The 16,913-nt window shown below is 38.4% G+C and carries 16 protein-coding genes; 9 read left to right on the top strand and 7 right to left on the bottom strand.

Annotation, left to right across the window (positions count from 1 at the left end):
* Positions 1-14 precede the first annotated feature (14 nt).
* The 3 genes from thiC (at position 15) to ACHJH3_RS09585 (ending at position 3,752) form a co-directional block, all read left to right on the top strand.
* Positions 15-1,349, top strand: coding sequence for a phosphomethylpyrimidine synthase ThiC (thiC, locus tag ACHJH3_RS09575; RefSeq protein WP_407064611.1), 1,335 nt, complete (start codon positions 15-17; stop codon positions 1,347-1,349).
* Positions 1,339-2,439, top strand: a complete 1,101-nt coding sequence (locus ACHJH3_RS09580) for an Mrp/NBP35 family ATP-binding protein (protein ID WP_407064612.1) — start codon at positions 1,339-1,341, stop codon at positions 2,437-2,439. Before thiC ends, ACHJH3_RS09580 begins: the two co-directional genes overlap by 11 nt.
* A 113-nt stretch (positions 2,440-2,552) precedes the next feature.
* Complete coding sequence (locus tag ACHJH3_RS09585) at positions 2,553-3,752, top strand: tetrahydrodipicolinate N-succinyltransferase N-terminal domain-containing protein (RefSeq protein WP_407064613.1); 1,200 nt, start codon at positions 2,553-2,555, stop codon at positions 3,750-3,752.
* Between the two features lie 41 nt (positions 3,753-3,793).
* Here the strand turns inward: ACHJH3_RS09585 and ACHJH3_RS09590 are convergent, their stop codons facing one another.
* From ACHJH3_RS09590 to ACHJH3_RS09605, 4 genes are read right to left on the bottom strand one after another with little or no spacing between them, the layout of a single operon-like run.
* The gene (locus tag ACHJH3_RS09590) at positions 3,794-4,591 is read right to left on the bottom strand and encodes an alpha/beta hydrolase (protein ID WP_407064614.1); all 798 of its coding nucleotides are present in this window, start codon (positions 4,589-4,591) and stop codon (positions 3,794-3,796) included.
* A gap of 8 nt (positions 4,592-4,599) precedes the next feature.
* Positions 4,600-5,409, bottom strand: coding sequence for a DUF5131 family protein (locus ACHJH3_RS09595; protein ID WP_407064645.1), 810 nt, complete (start codon positions 5,407-5,409; stop codon positions 4,600-4,602).
* On the bottom strand, positions 5,387-6,475 hold the full coding sequence (locus ACHJH3_RS09600) for a GGDEF domain-containing protein (protein WP_407064615.1): 1,089 nt from the start codon (positions 6,473-6,475) through the stop codon (positions 5,387-5,389). The genes ACHJH3_RS09595 and ACHJH3_RS09600 overlap by 23 nt, the downstream gene beginning before the upstream one ends.
* Complete coding sequence (locus ACHJH3_RS09605) at positions 6,472-7,593, bottom strand: GGDEF domain-containing protein (protein WP_407064616.1); 1,122 nt, start codon at positions 7,591-7,593, stop codon at positions 6,472-6,474. Before ACHJH3_RS09605 ends, ACHJH3_RS09600 begins: the two co-directional genes overlap by 4 nt.
* A 182-nt stretch (positions 7,594-7,775) precedes the next feature.
* On the opposite strand from ACHJH3_RS09605, the gene ACHJH3_RS09610 reads away from it, so the two are divergent.
* Positions 7,776-9,362, top strand: a complete 1,587-nt coding sequence (locus tag ACHJH3_RS09610; protein WP_407064617.1) for an ABC-F family ATP-binding cassette domain-containing protein — start codon at positions 7,776-7,778, stop codon at positions 9,360-9,362.
* 4 nt (positions 9,363-9,366) lie between these two features.
* Positions 9,367-9,816, top strand: coding sequence for a low molecular weight protein-tyrosine-phosphatase (locus ACHJH3_RS09615; RefSeq protein WP_407064618.1), 450 nt, complete (start codon positions 9,367-9,369; stop codon positions 9,814-9,816).
* Positions 9,817-9,882: 66 nt separating this feature from the next.
* Here ACHJH3_RS09615 and msrB read toward each other — a convergent pair whose 3' ends face one another.
* The 3 genes from msrB to tupA all read right to left on the bottom strand — a co-directional run bounded on the left by msrB (position 9,883) and on the right by tupA (position 12,567).
* Positions 9,883-10,956 carry a peptide-methionine (R)-S-oxide reductase MsrB gene (gene msrB / locus ACHJH3_RS09620; RefSeq protein ID WP_407064646.1) on the bottom strand — a complete coding sequence of 358 codons (1,074 nt, stop codon included), beginning with the start codon at positions 10,954-10,956 and terminating at the stop codon, positions 9,883-9,885.
* Between the two features lie 68 nt (positions 10,957-11,024).
* Positions 11,025-11,645, bottom strand: a complete 621-nt coding sequence (locus tag ACHJH3_RS09625; protein ID WP_407064619.1) for an IMPACT family protein — start codon at positions 11,643-11,645, stop codon at positions 11,025-11,027.
* Between the two features lie 106 nt (positions 11,646-11,751).
* On the bottom strand, positions 11,752-12,567 hold the full coding sequence (gene tupA / locus ACHJH3_RS09630; protein ID WP_407064620.1) for a tungstate ABC transporter substrate-binding protein TupA: 816 nt from the start codon (positions 12,565-12,567) through the stop codon (positions 11,752-11,754).
* An 82-nt stretch (positions 12,568-12,649) separates the two neighbouring features.
* Between tupA and tupB the strand changes: the two genes are divergently transcribed.
* The 4 genes from tupB to ACHJH3_RS09650 all read left to right on the top strand — a co-directional run bounded on the left by tupB (position 12,650) and on the right by ACHJH3_RS09650 (position 16,815).
* Positions 12,650-13,342 (top strand): tungstate ABC transporter permease TupB, encoded by a 693-nt coding sequence (tupB, locus tag ACHJH3_RS09635; protein WP_407064621.1) that lies wholly within the window; start codon positions 12,650-12,652, stop codon positions 13,340-13,342.
* Positions 13,339-14,304, top strand: coding sequence for a tungstate ABC transporter ATP-binding protein TupC (tupC, locus tag ACHJH3_RS09640; RefSeq protein ID WP_407064622.1), 966 nt, complete (start codon positions 13,339-13,341; stop codon positions 14,302-14,304). Before tupB ends, tupC begins: the two co-directional genes overlap by 4 nt.
* A 65-nt stretch (positions 14,305-14,369) precedes the next feature.
* Positions 14,370-15,950 (top strand): cyclic peptide export ABC transporter, encoded by a 1,581-nt coding sequence (locus ACHJH3_RS09645; RefSeq protein WP_407064623.1) that lies wholly within the window; start codon positions 14,370-14,372, stop codon positions 15,948-15,950.
* 73 nt (positions 15,951-16,023) lie between these two features.
* Positions 16,024-16,815: a HugZ family heme oxygenase gene (locus tag ACHJH3_RS09650; protein WP_407064624.1), complete on the top strand. Its 792-nt coding sequence runs from the start codon at positions 16,024-16,026 to the stop codon at positions 16,813-16,815.
* The last annotated feature ends 98 nt before the right edge of the window (positions 16,816-16,913 follow it).

A 16,913-nucleotide genomic window follows, 5' to 3' on the forward strand; every position in this document is an offset into this window, starting at 1 on the left:
AGGAGAATTAGCTAATGAGAAAAGACTGGATAAAAGATAGATTAAACGATAAAACACCGACACAGATGTATTATGCTAAGCATGGCATTATCACGGAAGAGATGAAATTCGTAGCTAAAATCGAAAATTTAGATGCCGAGCTAGTGTGTAAAGAAGTAGCAAAAGGTAGCATGATAATACCTGCTAACATCAATCACGTAAATTTAACTCCAATGGCAATAGGCATGCAAGCAAAGACAAAAGTAAATGCCAATATCGGCAACTCAAGCCTTGCAAGCGATATAGAAGGCGAATTAGAAAAGCTATCTGTATGCCTAAAATACGGTGCCGATACCATTATGGATCTATCAACTGGCGGAGATCTTGATAAAATAAGAGAGGCAATCATCGCGAATTCAACCGTTCCCGTAGGAACAGTGCCTATGTATCAAATCATACACGATGTAAAAAACATCGAAAATTTAACCATAGATAAGATGCTAGCGGTCATAGAAAGACAGGCTAAGCAAGGTGTTAGTTACTTTACGATACATGCGGGATTTTTGCTAAAATTCATGCCTTTAATCTCAAAGCGAAAAATGGGCATCGTAAGCCGTGGCGGAAGCCTTATGGCAAGCTGGATGATGCACTATCATAAAGAAAATCCTTTTTACGAAGCCTTTGATGAAATTTGCGATATCTGCGCTAAATATGACGTAGCGCTATCGCTTGGAGATAGCTTACGCCCAGGATGCTTATATGACGCAACGGACGAAGCGCAGCTAAGCGAGCTAAAAGTACTTGGAGAGCTAACGCTTAGAGCATGGGAAAAGAACGTTCAGGTAATGGTTGAAGGTCCGGGTCATATACCTTTAAACGAAATTGAGTATAATATGAAAATAGAACAAGAGCTTTGCCACAATGCTCCGTTTTACGTGCTTGGACCGCTTGTTAGCGACATCGGCGCGGGATATGATCATATAACATCCGCCATAGGCGGCGCTTTGGCGGCGTATCACGGAGCTAGTATGCTTTGTTATGTAACGCCAAAAGAGCATTTAGGCTTGCCAAATGCCGCTGATGTAAGAGACGGTATCATAGCTCACAAGATAGCCGCTCACGCAGCGGACGTAGGGCGAAAGCGATCCGGTGCCATAGAGCGCGATCACGCAATGAGTGATGCTAGGTATAACTTTGACTGGAACAAGCAATTTGAACTAGCTCTTGATCCTGATAAGGCGCGTGAACTTCACGATGAAAGCCTACCTCAGGATGTTTTTAAAGAGGCTGAATTTTGCTCGATGTGCGGGCCGAAATTTTGCGCTTATAAAATTTCAAGAAATATTATAAAGGAGAATGATGTTAAGTAAAGAACAGGTTATCGAAAGATTAAAAGGCGTTATATATCCGGGCTTTGAAAAAGACATAGTAAGCTTTGGATTTGTAAAAAACGTAGAGATTGGCGATAAAATTTTAGTAGAGGTTGAGATCGTAAGCTCAAATCCCGACATAGCAAAAGAGCTTCGCTTGGATATCCAAAGAGTTCTTGGCTCAAACGAGGCTGTTATCAATATAATCCAGCCAAAAATTCCCGAGGAAAAAAGCAACTCTCAAAGCGGTAAAAACATAGCTCCGCAAGTTAAAAATTTCGTCATGGTAAGCTCAGGAAAAGGTGGAGTAGGCAAATCGACAACGACTTTAAATTTAGCTATATCCATGGCAAAGCTTGGCAAAAAAGTGGGAATTTTAGATGCCGACATATACGGACCAAACATCCCAAGAATGCTTGGAGAGGTAAATACTCAGCCTCAAGTTATAGGCAACAAGCTTCGTCCGATACTTAGCCACGGCGTTGAGATGATGAGCATGGGCGTGCTTATGGAGGAAGGAACGAGCCTTATATGGCGAGGATCTATGATAATGAAAGCTATCGAGCAGCTTTTAAAAGACGTTATATGGAGCGAGCTTGACGTGCTATTTTTAGATATGCCTCCGGGAACGGGAGATGCGCAGCTGACGCTTGCTCAAAGCGTACCGGTAACTGCCGGAATTTGCGTAACAACGCCTCAAGTTGTCGCACTTGATGATAGCAAAAGAGCGCTTGATATGTTTGAAAAACTGCATATCCCAATCGCAGGCGTGATAGAAAACATGAGCGGATTTATCTGTCCTGAAAGCGGCAAGGAGTATGATATATTTGGCAAAGGCACGACAGAAGAGATGGCAAAAGCCTATAAAACCGAAGTTTTAGCCGAAGTGCCAATCGAGCCTGCCGTGCGCGTAGGCGGCGATAGCGGAAAACCGATAAGCTTTTATGAACCAAATTCCGTAACCGCAAAACGCTACGAAAAAGCCGCCGCTCGACTTTGGGAGATAATAGAAAATATCAATAATGGCGGCGGAGCCGATAACTCATCGATCCAGCCTGTAATGGACGGCAAATCAGCCTGCAGTAAGTAATAAATAGTTTAAATCCCCTGTTTTTGGGGATTTAACCAACTAACACAACTTCAAAATTTCATCTTAAACAATATTTCGTTAAACTTCACAAAATAAATTTACAAGGAGTAAAAATGTCAAAAGAGTTTAAAACAGCCGATGAATTTAAAGAATTTTGCGAGAAATTTAGAGCTAAAAAGGGCTATAAAGACCCGGTTGCGTTTGCTATCGCTAGGGTGGATAGAGGTCAGCTTAACAGAGATAAAATCCTGCAAGCAAGCTACGCGGTAGTAAATTACAATGAAAGCTTTTTGTCAGCCGCCGCGTTTATATGGGCGCTTGAAAAGTGCGGAGTGGAGGTTGATTTTACAGATAGCGAATTTGTAGCCGAATTTACTCCAAAAGTAGCCAAAAAAGCAAGCAAACTCTTTAGCGTCTTTGAAAACGAGCTTGAAAAACACAAAAACGTGCAAGTTTTACACATGATAAAACACGCTTTTGAAGAGGATTTGGAAAACAACGAAGATAAATTTAAGATCGTATTTATGTTTGAAGATGCTAAGCCAAAGAGCGTTGAAATCGTATATCTGAAGCTTTATCTACTCTCTTTAAACAAAGCTCCCCTTAGAAGCCTGGTGATTGACGGAGCATTTGGCGTGCTACCAAACGTAGCATGGACGAGCCGCAATATCCCGATCGAGCTTGAGTGGCTTCGCAAAAACGAAATTTGGCTAAAGATGAGCGGTGGATATCCTGCGATAGTAAGCGTAGATAAGTTCCCGCGTTTCTTAAGTCATATCATTCCAAGCGATAATACAAGAATCCTTGATAGCGCAAAGGTTCGCCTAGGTGCGTCCATACATCCGGGCACTACGGTAATGCCGGGCGCTGCGTATGTGAATTTTAACGCAGGCACGACGGGTTCTGTTATGATAGAAGGGCGAGTAAGCAGCTCGGTCGTAGTCGGCGAAGGAAGCGACGTGGGCGGAGGAGCAAGCATCCTTGGCGTGCTAAGCGGCACAAACGGCAACCCTGTAAGCATCGGCAAAAACTGCTTGCTTGGCGCAAATTCCGTTACGGGAATACCGCTTGGTGATAAGTGCATAGTCGATGCAGGAATCGCGATACTAGAAGGCACAAAGGTCTTTATAAACGAAGCCGAGCGAGCAAAACTAAACGAGATAAATCCAAATTTCAAATTTGATCGCGAAATTTACAAGGGTCTTGAGCTAGCAAATCTTGACGGACTTCACTTCCGCCAAAACAGCCAAACAGGTCAGATCACGGCAAGCGCAAGCAAGCGCGCGATAAAACTAAACGAAGCGCTTCATTAAAATTTGTTTTTAAGCCCGCTTAAAACAAGGCGGGCTTAAGACTACTTGCTTAAAATTCCTTCTAAAATTCGCTCAAATTCCGCATTATAAAGTATATCGTTATGTCCCGCATCAATCTCATAAAATTTATCCGTAGGCTTTAAAATTTTAGCTAATTTATGAGAATTTAAAACTTCTATAAGATCATCAAATTTGCCGTGAATTATCGATATGTTCGTATTTTTTGCCTCTTTTAAGAACGAAACTGTCGGAATTTTGTATTTAACTATAAATTTTGGCACAAAAAACACTTTTGAGCTTGCCAGCTCGTCAAATTTAAAATAAGGCGCAACCAAAACAAGCTCGCGTACGTCAAATTTGCTCGCGATATTTGCTGCAAGTCCGCTTCCAAGAGAGTATCCAACCAGCTTTATCTTGCTTATATCAAAATCCTCAAGCACTCGCTTCATCATCTCGTAGCTATCATTATAAAGCTCGTTTTGATTTGAAATTTCGCCGCTACTTTTGCCATAGCCCCTATAGTCAAAAACATAAAAATCATAGCCTAAATCTGTATAAAATTTACCAAAACCGCCCCAGCCTTTTAGCGAGCCTGCATTGCCGTGCAAAAACAAAACCGCTCCCTTTGGATCGTGTGCATAAAAATGAAGCCCGTTTAAGGTTGCGCCCTCTACATTTAAATTTATCTCTTCAAACTTACCGCCAAACTCGAATTTATAGTCGCTTGCAAGCTTTGTGGGAACAAACAGGAGTTTTTCTTGAAATACATAAAGCAGAGCTAAAACAACCAGATAAAACAGAAAAAATACACTAGAAAGATATAAAACGGTCTTACCCATAAAAATCCTTAAAAAAATATCTTGTATTGTAGCTTATTAGCGTTTAAAACATCTTGCAAATTTGATTTAAGACCTACGTAGTAACTATCATCGCCAAAAATATAAATTTGCTTATAAAGTCCTAAAAGATGCGGGAAATTTCGCCCTATAAAGGCTAAAATTTTATCTTTAAAAGCAGGATACAAATTTAGCCTGTCAAACATAATCTCATCTGCCATATCGCCGTAATCTTGTGCGAATTTAATCGCAGGCGTAATAGCCGGAAAAATAGGAGCAACAAATAAAAATGTCTTAATCCCCTGCTCTCTTAAGCTCCTTAACGCATCTAAACGCTCACTAATCCGACTTGCTCTGGGCTCAAAAACGGCTCGCAAATTTTCATCAAGAGTAGAGAAACTAAGCCCTACTATTAAATTCGGCATAGTTTTAAAAAGATCGATATCACGCACTACCAAGCTTGACTTGGTTAGAATTTGCAAATTCACATCCGAATTTGCTAACGCTTCAAGCACTTTGCGAGTGTTTTTAAATTTAGCCTCAAACGGATTATAACAATCCGTAACCGAACTCATAAAAATCCTCTCGCCTTTGTAACTTTGCATAAATTTTTCAAGCGAGCTTTCATCAAACTCCTTAATATCAACAAATTCTCCCCACTTTTCAGAGTGTCCGCTCATCTTTTGCATAAATTCGGCATAACAATAAATGCAAGCGTGCGGGCAACCAACATAAGGATTGATAGCGAAGTTAAAGCCTGAAATTTTAGAAGAAGAGATGATGTTTTTGGATTTTAAGCTATATATTTTCAGAGTTGCTATCTGCGATTGTCTGAGATATTATTACTTTGCCTAAAACGCAATTTTTTCCACTTCGTTTTCCCTTAGCCAACATATCGTCAGCTTCATTTGTGATGTATTGCATATCAAGGTCGTTATTTACAAAAACACTAACAAAACCGAATGTCATTGATATTTTTACTTTGTCTTCACCGAATTCAAAGGTATGAGTATAAATTTTTTCTCTAATTCTGTTTAAGATAAAGTCCGAATTAGAGAAATTAGTATCGGTTAAAATAATCAAAAATTCTTCACCTCCAAGTCTAAAAGCATAATCCTGCTTTCTTAGACTTGTTCTAAAGATATTGGCGACTACTTTTAAAACCTCGTCGCCGGAGCTATGACCATACCTATCGTTTACTTTCTTAAAGTCATCCAAATCCGCAACTGCAACACTAATATGACGCTTAAGATTTAAAGTATTACTTTCTAAAACACTATGAAACGCTCTGCGATTCGGTAGACCGGTTAAATGATCCTTGTTTGCTATAAGCTCAAGCTCTTGTTGTTTATAAATCATATTAAGATATACCATGGTATTAAAAATTTTGAGAATATTAGAAGCTATAACCAAAGCAAAAACAACTAGAAAAAAGTTAAATATATATATAATATCAGCCTCTATAGTTGAGTTGATATTTGGTAAATCTTGAGATAAAAAATACAAGAAAACATAAGCTAATCCTTGCAAAACAGCAGTCACATATCCAAATGTTTTGCCTAGGGCATTTGTAAAAAAAGATACCGAAATAAGAGCCAATATAATATTTTGAAAACCATAATCCCAGCCTAAGGCAAGTGCGCAAACAAAGGCATGCGTAAAAATTTCCAATCTGGCTATTAAAAAAACTTTTTCTGCGGTATCGTTCTCTTTTAATATGTATATTAAATATACGTATACCAAGATGCTAATTATATTCATCATAGAAAGATATGAATGGTTGATATATATAAAAATAGCAAAATACACAACATGAATAATCATAAAAAGTATCATTATACTTTGTAGATTTTTACATATTTCGCTATTTATTGTATTCCTGATCACTTTTTATTCCATTTTGTAATTTTAACTCGGTTTTTGCCATCTGTTTTACCTTGATACAAAAGCTCATCAGCTAGCTTGACTATATTTTTTATATCAATTTCATTACAAGAACCACACTCTACGACTACTGCGCCAAATGTTATTCCTACGCCTCCATCATCAGGAGTTTTTACCATATTTATTTTTCTTAAAATTCTGTTTAAAATTTTCTCGGCATCTGTTTGATCATCAACAAAAACAGCTATCAAAAATTCCTCGCCACCCCATCTTGAAACAACGTCTTGGTTTGACCTAAAATTATCCGAAAGCACTTCGGCAACACTTTTTATAACCTCATCGCCAAAGCCATGACCGAAAGTATCATTTATCTTTTTAAAATTATCAATATCTGCAATAGCTATTAAAAAATCTTTTTTTGCTTCCGTGACTTTTTTATTACTACATGTCTTTAGCATATTTTCTATCGCATGCTCTACCCCCATGCGATTTTTAAGACCTGTTAAATAATCATGCTCGGACATCTCCTTAACCTTGCTACTCTGTTCTTGAATATCGTTAAAATTTTTAATATGCATAGAGCCTAAAGTCATAGATCTTTTTACAAAAGAGGCAAATATACATAAAAATATAATCAAATAACAAGATTCTTTGTATTTATAGTCCAATATACCAAAGCCTAGATGATCTTTAAAAATAAAAAACAAAACATATACAATAGCTTCAAACATAATAATAACAATAGGAAAAAGTTTTCTTTTTGATACTATAAAATAGTTTGCTCCTATAGACCAAATAAGCAAATTTTCCATTCCAAAGCCCCATCCATAAACGAGAACCCCAAAAACAGCATGAAAAACAACTGTGGCATGAACCCAGTAAACAACAACTTCTTTTACCGATTTTTCTTTGTAGTATAAATAAGATGCCATAATACTAGTAAACAAATAGACGTTTACAACTTCTACAAAAACATCTTGGCGCAATAAAAAAACTGAAAATATAATATTAATCGATATAAAAAGAAGGAGTAAAAATCTATATACCTCATCGCGCCCTGTCTCATTAACCTCTTCGCGTATTTTGAGTATATTGTATTTTTTTGTTACGGCATTTGACATTAAAATGAGTTACCTTCCATATAACCTAAAATTTCATATATCAAAATCTGAGTGATTATACATCATTATGGCTTTAAAATAGCTATACCACACAATAGATTTATAAAGTTTATACGAATTTTAAACAACTTTTTGGCAAGATAATTAGATTATTAAAAATAACGAAATTCAGAGGTAAATTTATGGTTGAGATTAAAAATTTAGTTATGAGATTTAATGCGCAACTTCTATTTGAAGATGTAAATTTAAAGCTAAATCGCCAAAATAGATACGGACTCATCGGCGCAAACGGTGCGGGCAAATCAACGTTTTTAAAAATTTTATCAGGAGAGCTTGAAGCAAATTCAGGCGACATCATCATCGAAAACGGACTTAGAGTAGGCACGCTCGGGCAAGATCAGTTCGCATTTGAAAATTTCACTATTAAAGACGCCGTTTTATACGGTAACAAGCGCCTTTATGATGCGGTTAAAGAGAAAGAAAAACTTTACATGAGTGAGGAATTTACCGACGAGATAAACGAGCGCTTAGGCGTTTTAGAGATGATAACGGCTGAAGAAGATCCAAGCTACGAGTATGAAACAAGGATAGAAAAAATCCTAAGCTCGCTTGGGTTTAGCGACTTTGATAAGCTTATGAGTGAAGTTGAAAATTCGGACAAATTTAAAGTGCTTTTAGCTCAAGTGCTCTTTCCAAAGCCTGATATTTTATTTTTAGACGAGCCGACTAACAACCTTGATATCGAAAGTATCAAGTGGCTTGAAAACGAGCTAAACCGCCATGAGGGCACGATGGTTGTTATAAGCCACGACCGCCACTTTATCAACGCTGTCTGCACGCATATCTTGGATGTGGATTTTAAGAAAATTCGAGAATTTACAGGCAACTATGACGACTGGTATATCGCCTCAACCCTCGTTGCAAAGCAGCATGAGATGGAGCGCGATAAGAAGCTTAAAGAAAAAGAGGAGCTTGAGAAATTTATCGCTAGATTTAGCGCAAACGCAAGTAAAGCTCGCCAAGCTACAAGCCGTCAAAAACAACTAAGCAAGCTTGATATCGAAGAGATAAAAGTCTCAAGCAGACGCGATCCGAGCATACTCTTTCGCACCAAGCGCGATATCGGAAATGAAATTTTGGAAGTTCGCAACATAAGCAAGAAATTTGACAAAACGCTTTTTGAAAATTTTAGCTTTAAGCTCGAAAAGAACGACAAAGTAGCCATCATCGGCGCAAACGGCGTAGGCAAAAGCACTCTGGCTAAAATCATCATAGGAGAGATTAAGCCCGATAGCGGCGATATCCACATAGGTGCAACCATCGAGCCAAGCTACTTCGCACAAGATACGACAAATAAAATTTCAGGCGAACTTAAGCTATACGAGTGGCTACAAGATGAGAAAAACAAAGACCTAGATGAGATCAGAAAGTGCCTTGGTAGAATGCTCTTTAGCGGTGCCGAGCAGGAAAAATCGGTAAGCTCGTTAAGCGGAGGCGAAAAGCACCGCCTAATGCTTAGCAAGATCATGCTTGACCGCGGAAACTTGCTGATCTTAGATGAGCCAAACAACCACCTTGACCTTGAGGCTATCATCGCTCTTGGCGAGGCGCTTTATAAATTTAACGGCAACGTAATCTGCATAAGCCACGACAGGGAGCTCATTGATGCGTTTGCAAACCGCATTATCCACCTTAAAGGAGATGGCGAGATAGTGGATTTTAAAGGAACATTTGAAGAGTATATGCAGCAGCTTGAGGCTGGAGTTTAAGTACATGATAAAGGTTTTATTCGTATGTCACGGAAACATCTGCAGAAGCACGATGGCGGAGTCTTTATTTACACACATAGTTACGAGGCATGGTTTAGCGAGCAAATTTGAGATAGCTTCGGCAGGCACAAGCAGTGAAGAGATAGGCAATCCCGTTCATCACGGCACACAATCTAAATTAAAAGAAAAAGGCGTAGCGGTAGTATCACACAGAGCCGTTCAGATGAAAAAGAGCGATATAGACTACTACGACCACATAATCGCAATGGATACGGCAAACATCAGAAATATCGAGCGTATCGCAGGGTATAAAAGCTCAAAAGTTGCAAAGCTGCTTTCGTTTGCAGGCTCTAGCGATGATGTCGCCGATCCTTGGTACACAGGGGATTTTGAAACCACATTTAAAGATATTAAGATGGGACTTGAGGGGTTTTTGTCTACTTTAAAATTTTAGGCTAAATTGCTTGGTTTTAGCCTAAAATTCATGCACCGCCTAAGGCTAGACGATGCATGAAATTATCTATTTTGCAGCCTTAGCTTGCTCGTTAAGATACGGTATCAAGTAGCCATAGCCCTCTTTTTCCATATCCTCTTTTGGGATAAATTTAAGAGCAGCGCCGTTGATGCAGTATCTTAGACCACCCTTATCTCTTGGACCATCGTCAAAAACATGCCCAAGGTGCGAATCAGAAAGACTTGTGCGCACTTCAACCCTTCGCATACCGTAGCTATTATCAGCCACTTCGCCAAGCAAAGAGCCGTCTATCGGCTTAGTAAAGCTTGGCCAACCCGAGCCTGAATTGAATTTATCATAAGATGAAAATAGCGGCTGTCCGTTAGTTATATCTACAAATATCCCTTCCCTTTTTTCATCATTTAGTTCGCTCGTAAAAGGTCTTTCCGTAGCCGAGTTTTTAACTACGTCATAAGCCAGATCGCTAAGCTCGCTTTTAAGCTGTGCATCGTTTTTATTTTGATAACTTTTTAGCTTATCCATATCCATTTTCGCTTCTTTCTTTTTACTGCTTAGCACCGCGTCTTTTGGAGGTAAGCTCTCAAATGTCACGTGGCAGTATCCGTTTGGATTTTTAGTTAAGTAGTCTTGATGATACTCCTCTGCTTTGCTGATATTTTGCAGCGGCATAACCTCGACAACTATAGGCTTACTATACTCTTTTTGCTTTTCTTTTATAAAAGCTAAAATTTCAGCCTCGTCCTTTGGATCGGTAAAGTAAATTCCCGTTCTGTACTGAGTTCCGCGATCATTTCCCTGCTTATTTAAGCTAGTCGGATCAATCGTATAGAAAAAATACTTAAGCAAATGCGGCAAATCGATAACATACTCATCATACTCGACATATACGGCTTCAGCTGCATTTGTGTTGCCGTAGCTTACTTGCTGATAGCTTGGATTTGGTACTTTTGAATTCGCGTAAGCGACATACGTATCTTTGACTCCTGGAAGCTGCTTAAGATAAGCCTCCGTCCCCCAGAAGCACCCTCCCGCTAAAACTATAGTTTTATTTCCCATTTCGGCTCCTTTTGCCCATGTTGATACGGCTGTAATAAGCAAAGCCGCAACGATTTTTTTAATCATTTTCTCTCCTCATTTCTAATTTTATTTTGAAATGATATATTAGATTTGTAAAGCTAGTGTTAAATTTATATAACAATTTTATTTGCAAAGAGCGGCAAGGCTAGAAATTTAAACTCCTCAATCTCAAAAACAGTTGCAAATTCATAAAATTTACTCATCTCTTCTTCGTTAAATTTAGCCGTCCATATCGCACCGCTACTGTTAAATTCACGCTCGAATTCGTTTAAATTTTGAGAGCTAAAAAAATGCTCAAAGCGAGACATCAAAGCAAAAGGAGTATAAAATTTACACTCGTCTTTAAACTCAAATTTTTTAAGCTCCGCTTCGTTTATTGCTAAATTTACGGCCGAGCTATAAGCTCTTACAAGCCCGCCCGTGCCAAGCTTGATCCCGCCAAAATAGCGCACTATAAACACGCCTGCATTTATCAAATTCGCTCCTCGCAATGCGTTTAAGCTAGGCGCTCCACTCGTGCCTTTTGGCTCGCCGTCATCGCTTTGATTTTCTACGATTTGACCGTATTTATTTAGCTCGCGGTAAGCCCAGACTATATGCACGGCTTTTGGATGCTCAGTTTTAAGGCGCTCATGGACTGATTTAAACTCGTTAAGCGGCACAAGATAGCTTAAAAATATAGATTTTTTGATCTCGCTTTTAGCGGTGTAAATTTCAGATATTGTCTGCATAGCGGGTGAATTTCCTAAAAATTTTAGTTGATTTTAGCAAATTTGTAAAATTTAAAGAAGTTAAAAAGAGCAAAGAGAGCGGAAAATCCGCTCAAATTTAGCAAAATTATTTGCGAGTAGTTGCATCAGGAGTAAATAAAGGCTTATTCATAAGCTTAAAGTCGGCTATGAATTTTTGCCCTTTCTCGCCTGTTATCCACTCGATAAATTTATTTGCATTTTCTACGTCAGTTTTTGCGCAGTGTTTAGGATTTACGGCGATTACGGAGTAGAAATTTTTAAGATCGTCATCGCCTTCATTTACGATTACAAGCGACGGATCGTTTTTCATGTTCGCTTCATATTTGATATATGTGCCGCGATCGGTAAACGTAACGCCTTTTTGCTCGGCAGCCGCATTTATAGTAGCTAGCATGCCTTGACCTGTTTGAGCGTACCAAGCGTCTTTTTCAGGAACTTCGCCTGCAACTTTTTTCCAGATGCCTTTTTCTTTATTATCGGTGCCTGATTTATCGCCGCGTGAGAAAAATTTAATGCCCTCAGCCTTAATCATCTCAAAAGAGCCTTTTATGTCTTTACCCTGAAATTTAGGCGCGATTGATTTATCGGCGATTAAAACGAAGTCATTATACATAACAGCCTTGCGCTCAACACCAAAGCCTTTTTCAACGAATTCTTTTTCAACCTTTGGCGAATGCACGAAAAGTATGTCGGCATCGCAGTTCTCGCCAAGTTTAAGTGCCGCTCCCGTGCCTACGGCAGTCCATTTTAGATCCACTCCCGTTTCAGCCTTATAAGCAGGATAGATAGCATCTAGCAAGCCAGTATTATCGGTACTTGTCGTAGTAGCCATCACAAGATCTCTATCAGCGGCAAAAACAGCAGATGCAACAACAAGTGAGCTTAAGATTAACTTTTTCATTTTTCTCCCTTTAAAATTTTAATAAAGATGTGCTATCATAGCAGATTTTAAATAAATTTAAATCAAATTTGGGAAATTAATTTTGGATTACATCTTAGAGGGGATAATATCCGCCTTCGGCTTGCTTTTAAATGGCGATGCAGAGACTTATTCGGCGATTAAGGCGACACTTTATACATCAAGCATATCGATCATGCTTGCTATCATCTGCGGATTTCCTATCGGCTTTATTTTGGGATTTTACAACTTCTTCGGAAAGAAATTTCTAAGACTTCTAAGCGATACGGCTCTAGCAGTGCCGACGGTCGCTATCGGACTTATACTTTATGCTTTTATCTCAAGACACGGTCCGCTTGGAGAATTTGGACTTTTATTTACGCTAAAAGCCGTCATGCTGGGGCAGTTTGTGCTAGCTATGCCTATTGTTGTTTCGCTAACGGCAAGCGTTATAGAAAATATGGAGCGCAAACACTATCTTACGCTAATGAGCTATCGTTTGAGCAAATTTAAGCTCATTCTAGCCGTTCTTTACGAGCTTAGATACTCGCTTCTTGTAGTTTTTGCAACCGCTTACGGCAGGATCGTGGCCGAAGTGGGCGTTGCGATGATGATAGGTGGAAACATCAAGTGGTTTACCCGAACTATAACCACGGCGATATCGCTTGAAACAAACAAGGGCGAATTTTCTATGGGTATCGCTCTTGCTTTGGTGCTGATTTTTATCGCATTTGCCGTAAATTTAACTACTCACCAGCTAAAAAGACTTGACAAATGATAAAGCTTAAAGGCGTGCTCGTAAAATACGAAAACAACATCGTGCTCGATATAAAAAATTTAGAGCTTCAAACAAGAGGTATAACCGCACTTATGGGCAACAACGGAAGCGGCAAAAGCACGCTTATAAGAGTTGTGTCCTTTCTTCAAAAGCCAAATTCGGGCTATGTGGAAATTTGGAAAGAAAGCAAGCCTAGTCTAAAAACCCTGCGTCAAATTTCAGTGCTTTTTCCCGAGCCCATGCTTCTTAAAAGAGGCGTGAGGCAAAATTTTGAATTCGCGTTAAAAAGTAGAAATTTAGAGCGCGAATTTAACCAAAGAGTTGGCGAAGCGCTAGAGCTTGTAGGGCTTGATGATAGCTTTTTGGATAAGAAAAATTATGAGTTAAGCTCGGGTCAAACTCAGCGCATAGCGTTTGCTCTCGTGCTTGCTTTGCGTTCAAGGCTAAATTTACTTGACGAGCCGACAAATAGCGTAGATCTAGCCACTTCAAAGCTGTTTGGCAAAGCCGTAAAATATCAACACGAACAGTATAAAAGCGGCTTTATAATCGCAAGCCACGATGAAAAATGGCTAAGCGCAATCGCACAAGATAGCGTGTTTTTGCACAGAGGTAAGGTAAGCGAATTTGAGATAAAAAACATATTTGAAAATCAAAACGGCTTTTTAAATTTTGGCTCCGAAGTTAAATTTGCATTGCCGCAAGCTCTAAAAAACGCAAACAAAATCGCAATCAATCCAAACAAGATAATATTAAGCAAAGAGCCTTTTGTCGGTAGTTTTAGCGGACTCTTGCACTCCGTTTCCATTATCTACGGCACATCTCTTTTGGTTAAGGTTAAAATCGGAGATTTCCTTATAAAAGCGGTCGTTAGTAGCGAAAATTTTATAGGAAATAAACTAACAACAGGCGAAAATGTATATTTTGGCTTTAGCGATGAGGCATTTTTGGATATAGAATAAATTAAAAATTTATAAATTTCTTGATATGATAATGATTTTTAAATTAATAAGGTTAAAAATCGAAAATGGACTCAAAAATTTCAAGAAATTTGGCTATGAAAATCCTTGCGATGATAATTTTAGGGGCTATTTATAGCGGCTCAAGCATACTGATACTATTTTTTATCAACAAATACCTACTAACCTTAACTCAAAAAAACGCTCTTGTTTTGGCTAGCTTCTTTGGGCTTTTGGCTGCATTTTTGATCTCTTCGATACTTTCTCGCATAGCGCTGTCTGCTATCGGTCACAACTTCGTCTTTGATATGAGAATGCAGATAATAAAGCGAATTTTAGACACTCCCAATCAAAAAATAGCCGCCATAGGAAAGTCGAATTTATTAGCCTCGCTTTCAAGCGACATCATAAGCCTTACAAACGGATTTACGAGGATTCCGGACATCATACAAGGAAGCTTGATCATATCCTTTGCGAGCTTTTATATAGCCTACTTGTCGCATGAAATTTTTCTTTTTTTGCTTATTTGGATGAGCGTTACGATATTTATTAGCAACGCTTCTATGAAAAATATCTATAAATACTACGGACTTCACAGACAAAACGAAGATACGTTATACAAAGACTACCAAACCAGCATAGAAGGGCACAGGGAGCTAAGCCTAAATTTAAAAAGAGCAAAAAAGCTTTACAATGACAGATTCGTGCCAAACGCCAAGGATCTTCGCTCAAATATCATAAAAGCTGAAATTTACTCATCGTTTGCCAGCAACTGGATCAGTGCTATGATGCTAGGCGCCATAGGAGCGGTTATTTATATCTGTCTTGCGTATCAAGTTACGACTTTGCAAGATGCTATAACGATAGCCTTAACCATACTATTTTTAAGAGCGCCGCTTATGATGGTTGTCTCAAGCATTCCGAGTCTTTTTAAATCAAAAATAGCCTACGAAAAACTAAAAAAGCTTGATCTAACCAAATACGAAGCGGAATTTAGCATGAGTGAAAATTTCCCGCAAAGCTGGGGCAAGCTAAGTTTAAAAAATATAAATTTCAAATACGACATAAACGACGAATTTGGCTTACATGATATAAATTTAGAGATAAACAAAGGCGAAGTGGTATTTCTGGTGGGTAAAAACGGAAGCGGCAAATCAACTCTTTTTATGATATTAGCAGGACTCTTAAAGCCAAATAGCGGAGAGATGTATGTGGATGATCTGCTTATCACAAAAGAGAATTTAAAAGCCTATGCAAATACGATAAGCGCCGTATTTAGCGACTTTTATCTATTTGATGAGGTCTTAAGCGATGATGATAAATTTATAGACGAACTTCTTAAAAAGATGTTTTTAGATAAAAAAGTAAGCATAAAAGACGATAAATTTAGCACCCTAAACCTCTCTCAAGGGCAAAGAAAACGCCTTGCTATGGTTGCGGCACTACTTGAAAAACGCAAATTTATCATACTTGACGAGTGGGCCGCCGATCAGGATCCGCAGTTTAGAAAGATGTTTTATAAAGAAATTTTAAACGAACTAAAACAGGACGGCTACACTGTTTTTGCCATCAGTCATGACGATGCTTATTTTGAATGTGCGGATAAAATTTACAGCATAGAAAACGGAAATTTAAGTCAAATAAAATAATTTTTGATTTTAATTATTAATTAAATTCTATTTTGTTACTATTGAGTAATTTTTTAAATTTTAAGGAGTGTTAATGAAAGAAAGAGCGATCGAGCATATGAACTCAGATCACATGGAAACCGTTATTGCGTTTTGCAAGAAATTTGGTTCTTTTAAAGATGTAAGCAACGTAAAACTAACCGATATGAACGAAGACGGACTTATTATCACATGTGATCAAGGTGAAGTTTTTGCGCCGTTTTTACAAAAAGTGGTTAATGGAAATTATAAAGACGAGATAATGGCTCTTTATAGAAGCCTTGATGTAGGAAGCGGGCTTGAAAAGATCGAAAAAGGCGTTATCGAACTTATCGACTCTCTAAAAACGGTTATCGTTTCAAGCGTGCATAGCAACATGCAATGTGTCGGCTCATATACGCCGTTTGTAAGAATTAATGAAGATATATACATCTGCCTAAGTTCGGTTGCCGAGCATTACCACTCGATAAAGGCAAACCCTGATAAAATTTCTTTGCTTTTCATAGAAGATGAAAGCTCTGCAAAAACGATATTTGCAAGAAACCGCTTAAGCATAAAAGGTGAAGCTAAATTTGTAGAAGACGAAGCACTTAGAAATGAAATTTTTGATAAACTTGCCGAGAAAAACCCAAAAGAATCAGCTATCAAACAGCTTAGAAATATGGCAGATTTTTATATCATAAAAGTTGATCTAAAAGAAGGCAGATATGTAAAAGGATTTGGCGCAGCGTATAATTCAAACGGTCTTAAACTAAGCCAGGCTGCAGGAGAGAGCAATCCTCACCAAAAAAACCCGCACGGACACAATCCTCACGGCGCACACAACCCACACCAAAGACAACACTAAAAATCACTTTCTATAAAACATAGTCGCTAAATTTAGCGACTATATCTCTTTCGGCCTAGTTTTTAAATTTAATAAAATTTATAAAATATTAATTATTC

Origin of the sequence: Campylobacter canis, assembly GCF_045504005.1 — a bacterium.
Lineage (GTDB): Bacteria > Campylobacterota > Campylobacteria > Campylobacterales > Campylobacteraceae > Campylobacter_A > Campylobacter_A canis.